Origin of the sequence: Pseudomonas sp. B707 (assembly GCF_022496685.1) — a bacterium.
Taxonomy (GTDB): Bacteria; Pseudomonadota; Gammaproteobacteria; order Pseudomonadales; family Pseudomonadaceae; genus Aquipseudomonas; species Aquipseudomonas paraglycinae.
In genome coordinates, this window is record NZ_WTVE01000011.1 from 50,865 (window position 1) to 66,313 (window position 15,449).

13 protein-coding genes are annotated in these 15,449 nt (G+C 62.2%); 10 read left to right on the top strand and 3 right to left on the bottom strand.

The window, feature by feature from the left end; genetic code table 11:
* The first annotated feature begins 179 nt into the window (after positions 1-179).
* Genes GQX66_RS04140 through GQX66_RS04165 form a run of 6 tightly spaced genes read left to right on the top strand, consistent with a single transcriptional unit; the run spans position 180 to position 5,606 of the window.
* Positions 180-1,031, top strand: coding sequence for an STAS domain-containing protein (locus GQX66_RS04140; protein WP_085745471.1), 852 nt, complete (start codon positions 180-182; stop codon positions 1,029-1,031).
* 3 nt (positions 1,032-1,034) lie between these two features.
* A complete protein-coding gene (locus GQX66_RS04145; protein WP_011334518.1) occupies positions 1,035-1,397 on the top strand; it encodes an STAS domain-containing protein in 363 nt (120 codons plus the stop codon).
* Positions 1,394-1,798, top strand: a complete 405-nt coding sequence (locus tag GQX66_RS04150; protein WP_085603201.1) for an anti-sigma regulatory factor — start codon at positions 1,394-1,396, stop codon at positions 1,796-1,798. Before GQX66_RS04145 ends, GQX66_RS04150 begins: the two co-directional genes overlap by 4 nt.
* Entirely contained in the window at positions 1,795-2,805 is a 1,011-nt protein-coding gene (locus tag GQX66_RS04155) for an ATP-binding protein (RefSeq protein ID WP_085745850.1), read from the top strand. Before GQX66_RS04150 ends, GQX66_RS04155 begins: the two co-directional genes overlap by 4 nt.
* A complete protein-coding gene (locus tag GQX66_RS04160) occupies positions 2,798-3,673 on the top strand; it encodes an ATP-binding protein (protein ID WP_085745470.1) in 876 nt (291 codons plus the stop codon). The genes GQX66_RS04155 and GQX66_RS04160 overlap by 8 nt, the downstream gene beginning before the upstream one ends.
* A complete protein-coding gene (locus GQX66_RS04165) occupies positions 3,663-5,606 on the top strand; it encodes a response regulator (protein WP_129973523.1) in 1,944 nt (647 codons plus the stop codon). The genes GQX66_RS04160 and GQX66_RS04165 overlap by 11 nt, the downstream gene beginning before the upstream one ends.
* A gap of 51 nt (positions 5,607-5,657) precedes the next feature.
* On the opposite strand, the gene GQX66_RS04170 is transcribed toward GQX66_RS04165, so the two are convergent.
* The 3 genes from GQX66_RS04170 to GQX66_RS04180 all read right to left on the bottom strand — a co-directional run bounded on the left by GQX66_RS04170 (position 5,658) and on the right by GQX66_RS04180 (position 11,253).
* Positions 5,658-8,291, bottom strand: coding sequence for an excinuclease ABC subunit UvrA (locus tag GQX66_RS04170; protein ID WP_240866784.1), 2,634 nt, complete (start codon positions 8,289-8,291; stop codon positions 5,658-5,660).
* Between the two features lie 28 nt (positions 8,292-8,319).
* A complete protein-coding gene (locus GQX66_RS04175) occupies positions 8,320-10,431 on the bottom strand; it encodes an ATP-binding protein (RefSeq protein WP_240866788.1) in 2,112 nt (703 codons plus the stop codon).
* Positions 10,432-10,563: 132 nt separating this feature from the next.
* Positions 10,564-11,253 (bottom strand): GntR family transcriptional regulator, encoded by a 690-nt coding sequence (locus tag GQX66_RS04180; RefSeq protein WP_085745466.1) that lies wholly within the window; start codon positions 11,251-11,253, stop codon positions 10,564-10,566.
* A gap of 140 nt (positions 11,254-11,393) precedes the next feature.
* Here GQX66_RS04180 and GQX66_RS04185 point away from each other — a divergent pair, with 140 nt between their 5' ends.
* From GQX66_RS04185 to GQX66_RS04200, 4 genes are read left to right on the top strand one after another with little or no spacing between them, the layout of a single operon-like run.
* Positions 11,394-12,479: an ABC transporter ATP-binding protein gene (locus GQX66_RS04185; RefSeq protein WP_240866802.1), complete on the top strand. Its 1,086-nt coding sequence runs from the start codon at positions 11,394-11,396 to the stop codon at positions 12,477-12,479.
* Between the two features lies 1 nt (position 12,480).
* Complete coding sequence (locus GQX66_RS04190; RefSeq protein WP_007959454.1) at positions 12,481-13,398, top strand: ABC transporter permease; 918 nt, start codon at positions 12,481-12,483, stop codon at positions 13,396-13,398.
* Entirely contained in the window at positions 13,395-14,183 is a 789-nt protein-coding gene (locus GQX66_RS04195; protein ID WP_064597101.1) for an ABC transporter permease, read from the top strand. Before GQX66_RS04190 ends, GQX66_RS04195 begins: the two co-directional genes overlap by 4 nt.
* Before the next feature lie 18 nt (positions 14,184-14,201).
* Positions 14,202-15,254, top strand: coding sequence for an extracellular solute-binding protein (locus tag GQX66_RS04200; protein WP_007959451.1), 1,053 nt, complete (start codon positions 14,202-14,204; stop codon positions 15,252-15,254).
* Positions 15,255-15,449 lie beyond the last annotated feature (195 nt).

The window sequence follows — 15,449 nt, forward strand, 5'->3', positions numbered from 1 at the left end:
TGCAGGCAAAAGATCAGCATTTCCGGCCACGCCGACTAGAGTTACCGGTGCATTGCTTGCGGCAGATCAAAAATATCCTCGCGGGAACGAACAACTATTTCGAACGGCCAGGGTCATTCACTTCGCGCCGGTCATTTTCCGAAGAACCGGCCCCCAATTCGCAATGGAGCAACAGGCACATGGCAGCACTGCAGAACAGCACACTCGATGCGATGAAAAACAAACAGGCACAACTGCTGGGCGAATGGATCAACGGGCTGCAAGCCAGCGGTGCTACCCGCAACATCAAAGAACACGACATACAGCAACAAACCAGCGAATTCCTGCAACTGGTGGTCAGCGGCCTGGAAAACGACAGCGGCACCAACATCACCGCGCCGGGCTGGGAAGGCATGCGCCAGTTCCTCGAAAAACTCTCCCACAGCCGCGCCCAGCTCGGTCAGGATTCGCAGCAGACCGCCAGCTTCATCTTCTCGCTCAAGGGCCCGCTGTTCGCCCTGCTGCAAAACCATTACCAGAACCAGCCCGCCCTGCTCGCCGAACAGCTTTGGGAAATCTCCGAACTGTTCGATGCTTTCGGCCTGTACACCATTCGCACGTTCCAGAAATCCCGTGAAGCAGTGATCAAGCGTCAGCAGGAAGAACTGCTGGAGTTGTCGACCCCGGTGGTCAAACTGTGGGATGGCGTGCTCGCCCTGCCGATGATCGGCACACTCGATTCACAGCGCACCCAAGTGGTAATGGAATCGCTGCTGCAACGCATCGTCGACACCGGTTCGGAAATCGCCATCATCGACATCACTGGCGTGCCGACCGTCGACACGCTGGTCGCCCAACACCTGCTCAAGACCGTGACCGCGATCCGCCTGATGGGCGCCGATTGCATCATCAGCGGCGTGCGTCCGCAGATTGCCCAGACCATCGTCCATCTGGGCCTGGATCTGCAGGGCGTGGTCACCAAAGCCAATCTGGCCGACGCACTGAAGCTGGCCCTGACCCGTCTGGGCATCACCCTCACCAAGACGGTCTGAACAATGGAACGTATCCCGATTCTTCAGATGGGTGACTTCCTGCTGGTGACCATCCAGGTCGACATGCACGACCAGCTCGCCCTCACCCTGCAGGACGATCTGTCCGAGCGCATCAGCAAAACCTCGGCGCGCGGGGTGTTGATCGACATCTCGGCGCTGGACATGGTCGATTCGTTCATCGGCCGGATGATCGGCACCATTTCCGGCCTGTCGAAAATCATGGACGCTGAAACCATGCTGGTCGGCATGCAGCCGGCGGTCGCCATTACCCTGGTCGAGCTCGGTCTTTACCTGCCGGGCGTCAGCACCGCGCTGAATGTCGAGCGCGGCATGAAACTGCTGCAGGAACGAGTACGCCAGCAATGACCGTGCGCAGCAGCGGTACCCAACCGATCAACATCGAGCAGGACGTGGTGCTGGCCCGGCAACAGGCGCGCAAACTGGCCACCGAATGCGGCATGCGCCTGATCGACCTGACCAAACTGGTGACCGCCGTCAGCGAGCTGGCGCGCAACACCATGGTCTACGGTGGTGGTGGCGACATGGACTGGGAGATCCTCGATGACAACCACAAGGTCGGCCTGCGCCTGACCTTTCGCGATGAAGGCCCGGGTATTCCCGACATCAAACTGGCGATGACCGATGGCTGGACCTCCGGCAGCGGTCTGGGCCTGGGGCTGACCGGGGCCAAGCGGCTGGTGGACGAATTCGAACTGGACACCGAGCCCGGCAAAGGCACTCGCATAACGATCACCCGATGGACATGAACATCAGCGGGACATTGACCCAAGTGTTGGTGATCGAGGACAGCAGCCAGATCGGCCATGCCCGGCGTACGGCCCAGCGTCTGGCCGAACACCACGGTTTTGGCGAAAGCGATGCCGGCCGCGTCGCGCTGGTGGCCACGGAGCTGGCGAGCAATGTGCTCAAGCATGCCGGGCACGGCGAACTTCACTTGCGTCTGTTGCCGCGTCAGGGTGACGACGGCATCGAGATGATTGCGGTCGACCGTGCTCAGGGGTTTGATCTGGACGCGTGCATGGCCGATGGTTTTTCCACCGGCGGTACTCAGGGCATCGGCCTGGGCGCCGTGGCACGCCAGGCGGATGTCTTCGATGTTTTTGCCGATCATCGCGGCGCGGTGCTGCTGGCTCGTCTGTACCCGCGCAGCGACCGTCAGGCGGATCTGCCGTATGGTGTCAGCCAGCACTCTCTGCACAACGATCCGGCCTGTGGCGACGTCTGGCATCTGGCGATTCACGGCAGTGACATCAGTGCTCTGATCGTCGACGGTCTGGGCCATGGTGAAGACGCCGAGCGTGCGGCCCGTGCCGGGGAAAAAGCCTTTGCCCTGAGCCCGTTCGGTGCGCCAACGCTGCTGATGGAAGACATGCACCGCGAGATGATCGGGAGCCGGGGTGGCGCAGTGGCATTCGCGCAGTTTCACGCCGGGCGTGCCAGTCTGTCGTTCACCGGTGTCGGTAACATCGGTGCCAGCCTGATCGCCTCCGACAAGTCGCGCGGACTGGCCTCGCATCCCGGAATCGTCGGCGGCCAATACCGAAAAGCCCAGCCCTTTGACTATGCTCACGTGAACGGACATCTATTGATCATGTACAGCGATGGCTTGCAGTCCCGTTGGAACCTTCAAGACTACCCCGGTCTGGTGCATCGGCATCCTGCCGTGATAGCCACCGTCCTGCACCGTGACTTCTGTCGCGGGCGCGACGATGTAACGGTGCTGGTCGTTGCCCTGGAGGCCGCCCATGGCTGAGTCCCCGACACTGAGCAACGCCGAACAGGCCGCGTTGATCGCCCAGTTGCAGAGCGAATCGGCGGCACTGCGCGAAGAACTCGACGAAACCAATCAGGGCGTACTCGCGCTGTACGCCGAACTCGACACCCAGGCCGAACAACTGCGCCAGGCGTCCGACCTGAAAAGCCGCTTTCTATCGTACATGAGCCACGAGTTCCGCACCCCGCTGGGCTCGATCCTGAGCATCAACAGCCTGCTGGCCGACGAACTCGACGGCCCGCTGAGCCCCGAGCAGCACAAGCAGGTGGCCTTCGTCAGCACCGCCGCCCGGGAACTCAGCGATATGGTCGACGACCTGCTCGACCTGGCGAAGATCGAGGCCGGGCGCATCAGCATTTCTCCGGCGTGGTTCGACATGTTCGATCTGTTCGCCGCACTTCGGGGGATGTTCCGGCCGATTGTCGACGCCACGGCCGTGGACCTGATTTTCGAGGAACCGGTGGGTTTGCCGCGCCTCTTCACCGATGACAAGAAGCTGGCGCAGATTCTGCGCAACTTCATTTCCAACTCGCTGAAATTCACCACCCGTGGCGAAGTCCGGGTCTCGGCACGCCTGGAAGGTCAGGACAAAGTGCGATTTGCGGTCAGCGACACCGGCATCGGTATCGCCCCCGAGTTGCACGGCACCTTGTTCGAAGACTTTTCTCAGGTCGACTCACCGCTGCAAAAACGCCTGCGCGGCACCGGCCTGGGCTTGTCGCTGTGCAAGCGCTTCGCCGAATTGCTCGGTGGCGAGGTCGGTGTCGAAAGTACGCCGGGCGTGGGTTCAAGCTTTTTCGTGATCATTCCGTTGGCGATTGCTGAGGAGAACGTCGATGAAACATGACATCCGTCTGTTGATCGTCGATGACAACGTTGCCACCCGCTACGCCTTGCGCCGACGCCTGGAGCGCCACGGTTACGAAGTGCTCGAGGCCGGCACCGGCGGTGAAGGTCTGGCTCTGATTGCCAGTCAGTCGCTTGATGCGCTGATTCTCGACGTCAATCTGCCGGACATGAGCGGGTTTGATATCGTCCGTAAATTGCGCGCCGACCCGGCCACCGCGCTGCTTCCGGTGATCCACGTGTCGGCCGCGTCGATCCAGACCGGCGACATCATCACCGGCCTCGATGCCGGGGCCGATGCGTATCTGATTCACCCGGTCGATCCCGATGTGCTGCTGGCGACTTTGCGCACCCTGCTGCGGGTGCGCGACACGGAGAATGCCTTGCGCGAAAGCGAGGCGCGCTTTCGGGAGATCTTCGTCAACATCTCCGCGCCCATCGCGGTGCTCGACGCCGACCTGAAAGTCCACGAGTGCAACCACGCCTTCTCGCAACTGATCCAGGACAACCGCGACCCGCAGACCCTCAGTGAATGCTTCGCCGAGGATCAGAGCGCGATCCTTGACGAGCTACGCTTGCGACTGGTGGACGGCGAACGCTGGAAAGGCACACTGAACATGCGTGTGCAGGGCGAGATCCGCGAAACCCAGTGGCAGATATCACCGTACCGCACGCCAGAGCTCAGCCTGGTGTTCGTCGAAGACGTCACCGAACACCGCCATCGTGAACGCTCGCACCTGGCGCGGCTGGACGACACCACCACACAACTGGCCAAGGAAGTCGCCGACCGGGTCCGCGCCGAGTCGCAGCTGCTGCAAGTGCAGAAAATGGATGCGCTGGGCAAACTCACCGGCGGCATCGCCCATGACTTCAACAACTTGCTGACCGGGATCATCACCAGCCTCGAACTGATCCAGAAACGCGTCGCCGATGCGCGCCCGGACAAAGTCCAGTTCTACGCCGAAGCGGCCCTGAGTTCGGCGATGAGCGCGGCCTCGCTCACCCATCGCCTGCTGGCTTTTGCCCGCCAGCAACCGCTCGACACACGCCCGGTGGATATCAACGACCACGTGCGTTCGCTGGAAGACTTGCTGGTGCGCACCATCGGCGAACGCATCGCCCTCAAGCTCGAAATGACCACCAAACCTGCCATCGCGCTGGTCGATCCGATCCAGCTCGAAAGCGCAGTGCTCAATCTGGTGATCAATGCCCGGGACGCATTGCCACGGGGCGGCAATATCTGGGTCAGCACGTACGCGGCGTATTCCCACGGCGACCCGAACCTCGCCGATGGTTCCTATGTGGCGCTATCGGTGCGCGATGACGGTACCGGCATCGAGCACAGCGTCATCGATAAGGTGTTCGAGCCGTTTTTCACCACCAAACCACTGGGCCAGGGCACCGGGCTGGGGCTGTCGACGATCTACGGTTTCGCCCGCCAGTCCGGCGGTGATGCGCACATCCGCAGCGTGGCGCGGCGCGGCACCGAAGTGACGATCATGCTGCCGGCCACCAGTGATCCGACCGCTGTCGATGTGGCCCCGGTGGTCATTGATCCGCTAGGCGCGGGCGAACATGTGTTGATCGTCGAAGACATGCCGGCCGTGCGGCTGTTCGTCACCGAGGTGCTGGAAGACGCCGGTTACCGCTGCACCCAGGTCGGCGACATCGAAACCGCGCTGGAGCGCTTGCAGAACGACCCGTCGATCAACCTGCTGCTGACCGACGTCGGTCTGCCGCGCATGACCGGCCGCGAACTGGCCGACGTTGCCCGGGGCTGGCGAGAAGGGTTGCCGATTCTGTTCATGACCGGTTACGCGGAAACGGCGATCAATCGCCAGGTGTTCCTCGGGGCCGGCATGGACATGCTGGTCAAGCCCTTCCAGATCAGTCATTTGCTGGACAAGGTACGCCGCACGCTCGACGGCACCTGACACACCGCCATCGCGGGCAAGCCCGCGATGAGGCCCGCCCAGGCGACTCAGTTATCGGTTCAAGGCACGGGCAAGAAACGGCGCAGTCCGGCTCTTCTTGCTCGCCGCCACTTTCTGCGGCGTCCCGGCCACGACGATCTTGCCGCCCTGATCCCCCGCACCCGGGCCGATGTCGATCACCCAGTCACTCTGCGCCACCACGCGCATTTCATGCTCGACCACGATCACCGTGTGCCCCGCCGTCACCAGCGCATCCAGCTGCTCCAGCAAGCGGTCAACGTCGCGCGGGTGCAACCCGGTGGTCGGTTCATCCAGCACATACAACGTCGCGCCACGCTGGTTGCGTTGCAGCTCGGTGGCCAGCTTGATCCGTTGGGCTTCGCCGCCGGACAGTTCGGTAGCCGGTTGACCGAGGCGCAGATAACCGAGTCCGATATCACGCAGCACCTCCAGCGAACGGCGGATCGCCGGTTGCTCGGCAAACACCATCACTGCTTCGTCCACCGTAAGCTGCAGCACCTGCGCGATGCTCAAGCCCTGCCAAAGGATGGCCAGGGTCTCCGGGTTGTAACGCGCGCCATGGCAGGTCGGGCACGGCGCATAAACGCTGGGCATGAACAACAACTCGACACTGACAAACCCCTCGCCTTCGCAGGTCGGGCAGCGACCCTTGGCGACGTTGAAGGAAAACTGCCCGGCGTCGTAACCCGCCGCTTTCGCCTCGTCGGTCGCGGCGAACAACTTGCGCACGTTGTCGAACAGCCCGGTGTAGGTCGCCAGATTCGAACGCGGGGTGCGGCCGATGGGTTTCTGATCAACCTGCACCAGACGCTTGATCGACTCCAGCCCGGCGCTGACCTGGCCGGTACTGGCAGTCGGGGTATCGTCTTCCAGGTTGAGCTCTTCCGGCTCGGCGTCACTGACGCTGCGCCCGAGCTGCGCGCCGACCAGTTCCAGCAGCGCCTGGCTGACCAGGCTCGACTTGCCGGAACCGGAGACGCCGGTGACCGAGGTGAAACAGCCCAGCGGAAATTCGGCGCTGAGGTTATTCAGGTTGTTGCGGGTGACGCCGTCGAGCTTCAGCCAGCCCGATGGTTTGCGCGCAGTGCGGGTCGAACGTTGCTGTTCGGCGAACAGATAGGCGCGGGTCTGCGAGTCCTCGATCGCGGCCAGCCCCGGCGGCGGGCCGCTGTAGAGAATCTGCCCGCCCTTTTCACCGGCCGCCGGGCCGACCTCGATCAGCCAGTCGGCGCGGCGCATGGTGTCCAGATCGTGCTCGACCACAAACACGCTGTTGCCGTCGGCCTTCAGACGCTGCAACGCTTCGAACAGGGCCTCGCCGTCGGCCGGGTGCAGGCCGGCGGAAGGTTCGTCGAGCACGTAGATCACACCGAACAATTGCGAGCCCAGTTGGGTGGCCAGCCGCAGTCGCTGCAACTCGCCAGACGACAGGGTCGGCGTGCTGCGCTCCAGCGCCAGATATCCGAGCCCGAGATCGGTCAGGGTGCTGACCCGCTCCAGCAAGTCCTCGGCAATGCGCTGCGCGGCCAGGCGTTTTTCCAGTGAGAGGTTCGGCGTATGGCGCACGTCCGGCGCGTTGGCGTGGCCGCTGGCGCCATGGGCCACGCGCTGCTGCCGGGCTTCGCGGGTCTGGCTGTGGGACAGGGTTTCGCCGGTTTCATCGGCGTGTTCCAGCCAGCTCGGGTCCGCCACCGGTTTCAAGACTTCGGCGACTTGCAGCAGCGGCATGCGCGACAACTCGCCGATGTCATGCCCGGCAAACGTCACCGACAGCGCCTCGCGCTTGAGGCGCTTGCCATCGCACAACGGGCACAGGCTGCCGAGCATGAATTGCGACACGCGCTTCTTCATCAGCGCACTTTGCGAATGGGTGAAGGTGTGCAGGATGTAGCGCCGGGCGCCGGTGAAGGTGCCTTGATAACTCGGCTCCATGTTGCGCTTGAGGGCGACGCGGGTCTCTTCCGGCGTCAGCCCGGCGTACACCGGAACGGTCGGTGTTTCCTCGGTGAAGAGGATCCAGTCACGCTGTTTTTTCGGCAGCTTGCGCCAGGGAATATCGACGTCGATGCCCATGGTCACCAGGATGTCGCGCAGGTTCTGTCCCTGCCAGGCCAGCGGCCAGGACGCCACAGCACGCTGGCGGATGGTCAGATTTGGATCGGGCACCATCAGCGCTTCGGTGACTTCGTACACCCGCCCCAATCCATGGCACTCCGGGCAGGCGCCTTGTGGTGTGTTCGGCGAGAAATCCTCGGCGTAGAGCATCGGCTGCCCCGGCGGATAGCTGCCGGCGCGCGAGTACAGCATGCGGATCAGGCTCGACAGTGTGGTCACGCTGCCCACCGACGAACGCGTGCTCGGCGTACCGCGCTGTTGCTGCAGGGCCACGGCTGGTGGCAGGCCTTCGATGGAATCGACGTCCGGCACGCCGACCTGATCGATCAGCCGCCGCGCATAGGGCGCCACCGATTCGAAATAGCGCCGCTGGGCTTCGGCATACAGCGTTGAAAACGCCAGCGACGATTTGCCCGAACCCGACACCCCGGTGAACACCACCAGTGCATCGCGAGGAATGTCGACGTCCACGTTTTTCAGGTTGTGTTCACGGGCACCGCGCACGCGAACCATGCCGGCGGCAGAACTGGAATTGCGTCTGGAAGTCATCGGCCAGCCTTGGTCAGGGGATTGGAGCTCAGGTGCTGAGCACGGAACGGATCATCTGCAGCAGTGCTTCGGGGCCATAGGGCTTGCCGAGCAAATGGGTGTCGGGGCTGAGCTGGTGGTTGCGCGAGATGATGTCGCGGGTGTGCCCCGAGGTGAACAGCACGGCCACCGGCGGCATTTGCACCTTGGCCCACGCCGCCAGATCGGAGCTTTTGATAAGACCGGGCATGACCACGTCGGTGAAGATCAGGTCGACCCGAGCTCCTTCCATCAACATCTGCATGGCCGCGTCGCCATTGGCGGCGGTCAGCACGCGATAGCCTTCTTCGCGCAGCAGTTCAACTGCCGAGGTGCGTACCGCTTCGTTGTCCTCGACCACCAGGATCGTCTCGTGACCGCCCGCTTGCTGGTGATTGACGCTCGGCGAGTCATCGAGCACGGGGCGCAGGCTGCGCGGGAAATACAACTGCACGCGCGTGCCCTGGCCCACCTGGCTGTCGATCTCGACATGCCCGCCGCTCTGTTTGACGAAACCGAACACCATGCTCAAGCCGAGGCCGGTGCCCTGGCCGTCGGCCTTGGTGGTGAAGAACGGTTCGAACACCTGCTCCAGTATGTGCGGGGCAATGCCGACGCCGCTGTCACTGACCGAAACCCGGACGAAATCCCCCGGCACGATGCCCTTGCCCGAGCAGAACGCCCGATCCAGTGAGAGATTCGACGCACCGAGCACAATCGTGCCCTCGCCCTTCATGGCATCCCGGGCATTGATCGCCAGATTGAGAATCGCGTTTTCCAGTTGATTGCGGTCGACGTTGATGTGCCACGGATCTTCCGGCAGCTGCACGTCGATCTGAATGGTTTCGCCCAGGGCTCGTTGCAGCAACTCGCCGACGCCTTCGAAGATCTGCCGGGGATTGCACACCGCCGGCGACAGCGGCTGACGCCGGGCAAACGCGAGCAGTTGCGAGGACAGCTTGGCGCCACGTTCCACCGCTGCCAGCGAGGCGCTGACCCGGCGCTGGACGTTGGCGTTGTTCGGTTCATGTCGCGCCAGCAGGTGCAGGTTGCCGGCGATCACTTGCAGCAGGTTGTTGAAGTCGTGAGCCACGCCGCCGGTGAGGCCGCCGATGGATTCGAGTTTCTGCGACTGGCGCAGTTGCTCTTCGGCGGAGAGACGCGCGCCGACTTCATCAGCCACCCGTTGTTCGAGATTGCGGGTGAATTTGAGCAGGGACTCTTCGGCGATCTTGCGCTCGTGGATGTCGATCAGCACGCCGGGAAAACGGAACGGCTGGCCCTGCTCGTCGAACTCGCAGCAACCGCTGGCCAGCACCCAGAGGAAACTGCCATCAGCGCGTATCACGCGGTATTCGGCGTTGTACGGCTCGCCGGTGCGCACCGCATTCTCGACGCATTCCTGCACCCAACTGCGGTCGTCGGGATGAATGTGCGCCTCGGTAATGTGCTGCGGCAGGTTGGTCAGGTCCTGATCCGGCGGAAAGGAAAATGTGCGGGCAAATCGCTCATCGGCCGACAGCACATTGTTTCTGACGTCCCAGACAAACGAGCCAAGCAGTGCCCCGGCATTCAGCGCCAGGCGCACCCGTTCGTTATCGGCGCGATAAGCGTCTTCGGCGGCCTGACGCAAGCGTTCGGACAGCACCAGTTCAGTGGTTTCCACCACCATCGCCATGACGCCCGAAGGCACACCGGCATCGTTGGCCACCGGGCTGTAATACAAATCGAGCCAGACATCCTCGGGTACGCCATCGCGCAGCAACACCAGGACCTTGTTGCGATATTCCAGGGTGCCGCCGGCCAGACAGGTGTCGACCACATGCCGGTTGAAATCGGCCACCTCCGGCCAGCCCAGTTCCACCGGCGATCCGAGCAGGTAGGGATGTCGTCCGCCGGCGAATCGGGAATAGGCGTCGTTGTAGATCATGTAACCGGCATGGCCCCAGAGCATGACCATCGGCAGCGGCGAAGCCAGCATCAGCTGGACCGTGCTGCACAGGCTGGCCGGCCAGGTTTCGAGCGGGCCCAGATCAGTCCTGCTCCAGTCAAACGCACGAATGCGCCCGGCCATCTCGCCTTGCCAGCCGTCACACCCATGGCTATCGGATAAAAACTGCATCAGCTGCTTCAACGCCTTGTAGTGGGTCCGGTTCTATCGCCGCGCGTTCAAACGCCACGCCCGTCTGTTTCGAGCGCGCCGGGCAGCGATGGTTTCATTAGAGGTATAGCCGATTTCACCTGGGCTCGATGCTCAGACCTCGATCAGGTGCTTGAGCGGATGGTAGCCGCTCTTCATCTTCGCAGCGACGTCGAGGATCGCCTTCTGGATGCCGTCCAGGTGCATGCAGGTCAGCTCGATCGCGGCGTTCTGATTGCCGGCCTCGATGTACTCGATCAGCCGCAAGTGTTCGTCGTCGCGACAGGCCTCGTGGCTGTCGTCATCCAGCGCGGCGGCGTACAGCGAGGCGCGGGAAATCAGCTTCTGGAACCAGTCGAGCAACACCGGGTTGTTCAGACTGCGGGCCAGTTTGATGTGGAACTCGCCGAGCAGGTGAATCAGCCGCCCGTGATCGCCGGCTTCGTGGGCCTCGTCTTCCAGCAGCAAGTGATCGCGCAGGTCCAGCATCACCGCAGAGTCCTTTCGCCGGCACAACTCAGTGACGATGCCGATCTCGATCAGGCGCCGGGTTTCGAACAGCGAACGGATCTCTTCATCGCTGGGCAACGACACCGACGCACCTTTATTGGGCTCGGTGGTGACCAGTCCGTCGGCCTCCAGTTGCTTGAGCGCGGCACGAACCGACGTGCGGCTGACATTGAACAACTCCGCCAGCGACGCCTCGCCCAGCTTCATACCCGGACGCAGCGAACGCTTGCTGATCGCCTCGTAAACCCCTTGGTAGACGCGGTCGACCGTGGTTTCCGTTTTTTTCTCGGTCATTCAAAAACTCCTTCAATGCTGGCAACGCTGCCCGACGAACGACTCAGTCAGGGAAATGGGGGGTTGCGCAAGCAGATTAATCCGGGTATTTCTAAATTGCATTCAGATATTGCATACAATAATTAGAGGATTGCACCATTATGGGTCAGTCAATAGCCATTGAAGTGCGTAATGTATCCAAGCGGTATTCTGATGATCCTGGCCTGGCGCCAGCCCTCGATAACGTGTCGGTGAACATCGCCGACAACGAGTTCTTCACCCTCCTCGGCCCCTCGGGCTGCGGCAAGACCACCCTGCTGCGCACCATTGCCGGTTTCGAACACGTCAGCGACGGCGAGATCCGTCTGGCGGGCGAAACGGTCAATCACCTGCCGCCGTTCAAGCGTCGGGTCAACACGGTGTTCCAGAGTTACGCGCTGTTTCCGCACATGAGTGTCGCGCAGAATATCGCCTTCGGCCTCGAGATGCAGGGTCTTGATCGCAAGACGATTCCGGGACGGGTCGACGAAATGCTCGCGCTGGTGCAGATGGAGCACCTGGCCGGGCGCAAACCGGCGGAATTATCCGGCGGCCAGCAGCAACGCGTGGCTCTGGCCCGGGCCCTGGCGCCGAAGCCGAAAGTGCTGTTGCTCGACGAGCCGCTGTCGGCGCTGGACCTGAAGCTGCGCAAGGAAATGCAGGTCGAACTCAAGCGCGTGCAGCAGGAAGCCGGAATCACCTTCATCTTCGTCACCCATGATCAGGAAGAAGCCCTGACCCTGTCCGACCGGATCGCGGTGATGTCCGCCGGCAAGATCCTGCAGATCGGCACCCCGACCGACATCTATGAACGACCGCAGCACCGCTTCGTCGCCCAGTTCATCGGCGACATCAATTTCCTCCCCGGCCAGCTCAAGCGCGGTGAACACAACGAAAACATTTTCGTGCCGAACGGCATGCCGGTGGAAATCCCTTGTCCGCCCCAAGGCGTCAGCGGCAGCAGCGTGCAACTGGCGTTTCGGCCCGAGCGCTCGCAACTGGTCGCGGCGGATCAGCCGCATCATCTGCGCGGCGTGATCGAGGCGGTGCTGTATGTCGGCACCGCGACGCTGTACCAGTGCCGCTTGAACAACGACATCAAAGTCATGCTGCGGGAAAACAACGAAGGGCTGAACCGTGGTCGTGCAGTCGGCGAGCGCGTGGCGGTGCATTTACCGCCCCAGGCCTGCCTGTTGATGGAGGCCTGAGATGAGCGTCAGCAGCACTTCCCCCTCCCTCAACCGCGCGCTGTTGCTCAGCCCGGTGGTGTTGACCCTGCTCGCCCTGATCGCCATTCCGCTGGGGATCATGGGTTACATCAGCCTGCTGCCGCGCAACACCTACGGCGGCGTTGACTGGCAGGCCCAATGGCAACTGCAGAGTTACGTGCAGCTGTTTTTCCAGGAAGGTTTCGACGGCGAACTGGAGCTGAACTGGGTCTACGCCCAGGCGCTGTTGCGCTCGGTGTTCCAGGCCGGCGGCACCACGGTGCTGTGCTTTCTGTTCGGATTTCCGGTGGCGCTGTGGATGTCGAGCCTGACTCCGCGCCGACGCAATCTGATGGTGTTGCTCATCACCATTCCGTTCTGGACCAACCTGCTGATCCGCAACTACGCGTGGCTGATCATCCTGCGCGAACAGGGCTGGGTCGCCCAGAGCCTCAACGCGCTGTTTCCGAGCGCCGGTGGCATCACCCTGCTCTACAACGACTTCGCGGTCAGCGTCGGTCTGGTCTACAGCTTTCTGCCGTTCATGATCCTGCCGATCTACTCGACCCTGGAAAAACTCGACTGGCGTCTGGTGGAAGCCGCCTATGACCTGGGCGCCAACCGCTGGCATGCGCTGCGCCGGATCATCCTGCCGCTGTCAATGCCCGGGGTGATTGCCGGCGCGTTGCTGGTGTTCGTGCCGAGCCTCGGCGCCTTCATCACCCCGGCGATCCTTGGCGGCGGCAAGACCCTGATGATCGGCAACCTGATCCAGCAGCAATTCGGCACCGCGCGCAACTGGCCGCTGGGCAGTTCGCTGTCGTTCCTGTTGCTGGGGATTCTGCTGTTGTCGCTGGTGCTCTACGCCCTCTACAGCCGCAGCGCGGCGAAAACCCTGAACCGGGGAGCGAAAGCATGATCTCTCTGCACCTGAAAAAACTCCCGGCGACCCGGGAAATCAGCCTGCTGATTCTCGCCTACCTGTACGTGCCGATCCTGGTGTTGATCGCCTACAGCTTCAACGCCAACCGCTCGGCGACGGTGTGGACCGAGTTCTCGTTCGCCTGGTACGGGCGGATCCTGGCCAACCCGTCGATTCAGACCGCGGCGCTGAACTCAATCATCGTTGCCACCATCGCCACCGTGTGCGCCACGGCGATTGCACTGCTGGCGGCGCTGGCGACTTACCGGCCGTTCTACGGACAGAAAATGGTCGAAGGCGGGATCAACCTGCCGTTGATCCTGCCGGAGATCGTCACCGCCGTGGCCACCCTGCTGCTGTTCATGGCGCTGGGGATCAAGCTCGGGCTGATGACGGTGATCGTCGCGCACATCGGCTTCTGCATTCCGTTCGCCTACCTGCCGATCCGCGCACGGCTCAACGATCTGGACAAGAGCCTGCTGGAGGCCGCCAACGATCTGTACGCCAACCCGTGGCAGGTGTTCCGCCGCGTGACCTTGCCGCTGCTGTGGCCGGCGGTGTTGTCCGGTTCGGTGCTGGCGTTCGTGGTCAGCCTCGACGATTTCATCATGACCTTCTTCGTCGCCGGGCCCGGTTCGACCACGTTGCCGGTGTACATCTTCTCGGCGATCAAGGCCGGCGTGACGCCCGAGATCAACGCGATCTCGACGCTGATGCTGGTGATTTCCATCGTGCTCGTGGTGCTGGCCTTCTGGCTTGGCCAACGCGGCAAACAACAATAAACCTGGAGCGCTCTGTTCATGAAAACCAAAAGCATGCGTTTGGCTATTTCCGGTCTGGCCCTGAGTTGTTTCACCGCGTTCAGCGCCCACGCGGCCGAGCCCAAGCAATTGTTCTTCTACAACTGGACCGATTACTACCCGGTGGACCTGCTGGCCAAGTTCGAAAAGGAGACAGGGATCAAGGTCACCATGGACGGCTATGACAGCAACGAAACCCTGCTCGCCAAGTTGCAGGCCGGCGGCGCGGCGTATGACGTGATCGTGCCGTCGCAGTCGATCATGCAGACGCTGATCAAGCAGGATCTGCTGCTGGAAATCGACGCCCCGAGCCTGAACAACTTCCAGTACGTCAAAGGCCCGTTCCGCGATCCGAGCTTCGACCCGGGCCGCAAGTTTTCGGCGCCGTATCTGTGGGGCACCACCGGGTTTTCCTATGACAGCGCCCGGGTGCCGGGCGGCAAGCTCGATGATTCGTGGAAAGAATTCTTCGAACCGCGCAAGGAACTGCAAGGCCAGCTCGCCGCCCTCGACACTTCCAGCAGCGTGATCAACGCCGCCAGCCATTACCTGAACGTCGACGAATGCACGGAAAACCCGCAGGACGCCAAACGCATCCTCGAACTGCTGCAAAAGCAGAAACCGTTTTTGAAGATGTACAGCTCCGACAACACCGTCGACCGCATGGCCTCGGGCGAAGTGATCATGATGCAGAACTGGAACGGCTCGACAGCCCGCGCCACGTTGCAGAAGAGCACGATCAAATACGTGTACCCGAAAGAAGGCCTGGCAATGTTCCAGGACAACTTCGCCGTACCGAAAAGCGCGCCGCATCCGGGCAACGCGAAGATCTTTATCGACTGGATGATGAAACCCGAGAACGCAGCGGCCGTGTCCAACGCGATCGCCTATGCCAACGGGATTCAGAGCGATCAGTTGCTGGATGCGAAATGGAAGGTCATGGACGCGATCAACATGCCCGAGGAATACGCCTCGCGGCTGCGGCCGGAGAAGGAATGCAGCAACAAGGCGCGGGAGCTGCAGGATCGGATCTGGTCGAAGCTTAAGGGTTGATCGTGGATCGCTGGTTTTATCTGAGCGCGCGACTCCCAGATCGACTTGAAAGCCCCCTCACCCTAGCCCTCTCCCGGAGGGAGAGGGGACTGACCGAGTTGTCTTGCGCTGTCCGCCGACCTGAAAGACCTGGTCGATTATGGATTCAGAGCCGTTCATTCAGGTCGGCGTAGCTCTTCAATATCCTTCATTCGG

What these genes read in the sequence shown, in the direction of transcription:
- GQX66_RS04185 (WP_240866802.1), top strand. Translation starts at nt 11,394, where the DNA reads ATGGGTCAGTCAATAGCCATTGAAGTGCGTAATGTATCCAAGCGGTAT.
- GQX66_RS04180 (WP_085745466.1), bottom strand. Translation starts at nt 11,253, where the DNA reads ATGACCGAGAAAAAAACGGAAACCACGGTCGACCGCGTCTACCAAGGG.
- GQX66_RS04140 (WP_085745471.1), top strand. Translation starts at nt 180, where the DNA reads ATGGCAGCACTGCAGAACAGCACACTCGATGCGATGAAAAACAAACAG.
- GQX66_RS04150 (WP_085603201.1), top strand. Translation starts at nt 1,394, where the DNA reads ATGACCGTGCGCAGCAGCGGTACCCAACCGATCAACATCGAGCAGGAC.
- GQX66_RS04145 (WP_011334518.1), top strand. Translation starts at nt 1,035, where the DNA reads ATGGAACGTATCCCGATTCTTCAGATGGGTGACTTCCTGCTGGTGACC.
- GQX66_RS04190 (WP_007959454.1), top strand. Translation starts at nt 12,481, where the DNA reads ATGAGCGTCAGCAGCACTTCCCCCTCCCTCAACCGCGCGCTGTTGCTC.
- GQX66_RS04160 (WP_085745470.1), top strand. Translation starts at nt 2,798, where the DNA reads ATGGCTGAGTCCCCGACACTGAGCAACGCCGAACAGGCCGCGTTGATC.
- GQX66_RS04155 (WP_085745850.1), top strand. Translation starts at nt 1,795, where the DNA reads ATGAACATCAGCGGGACATTGACCCAAGTGTTGGTGATCGAGGACAGC.
- GQX66_RS04175 (WP_240866788.1), bottom strand. Translation starts at nt 10,431, where the DNA reads ATGCAGTTTTTATCCGATAGCCATGGGTGTGACGGCTGGCAAGGCGAG.
- GQX66_RS04195 (WP_064597101.1), top strand. Translation starts at nt 13,395, where the DNA reads ATGATCTCTCTGCACCTGAAAAAACTCCCGGCGACCCGGGAAATCAGC.
- GQX66_RS04200 (WP_007959451.1), top strand. Translation starts at nt 14,202, where the DNA reads ATGAAAACCAAAAGCATGCGTTTGGCTATTTCCGGTCTGGCCCTGAGT.
- GQX66_RS04170 (WP_240866784.1), bottom strand. Translation starts at nt 8,291, where the DNA reads ATGACTTCCAGACGCAATTCCAGTTCTGCCGCCGGCATGGTTCGCGTG.
- GQX66_RS04165 (WP_129973523.1), top strand. Translation starts at nt 3,663, where the DNA reads ATGAAACATGACATCCGTCTGTTGATCGTCGATGACAACGTTGCCACC.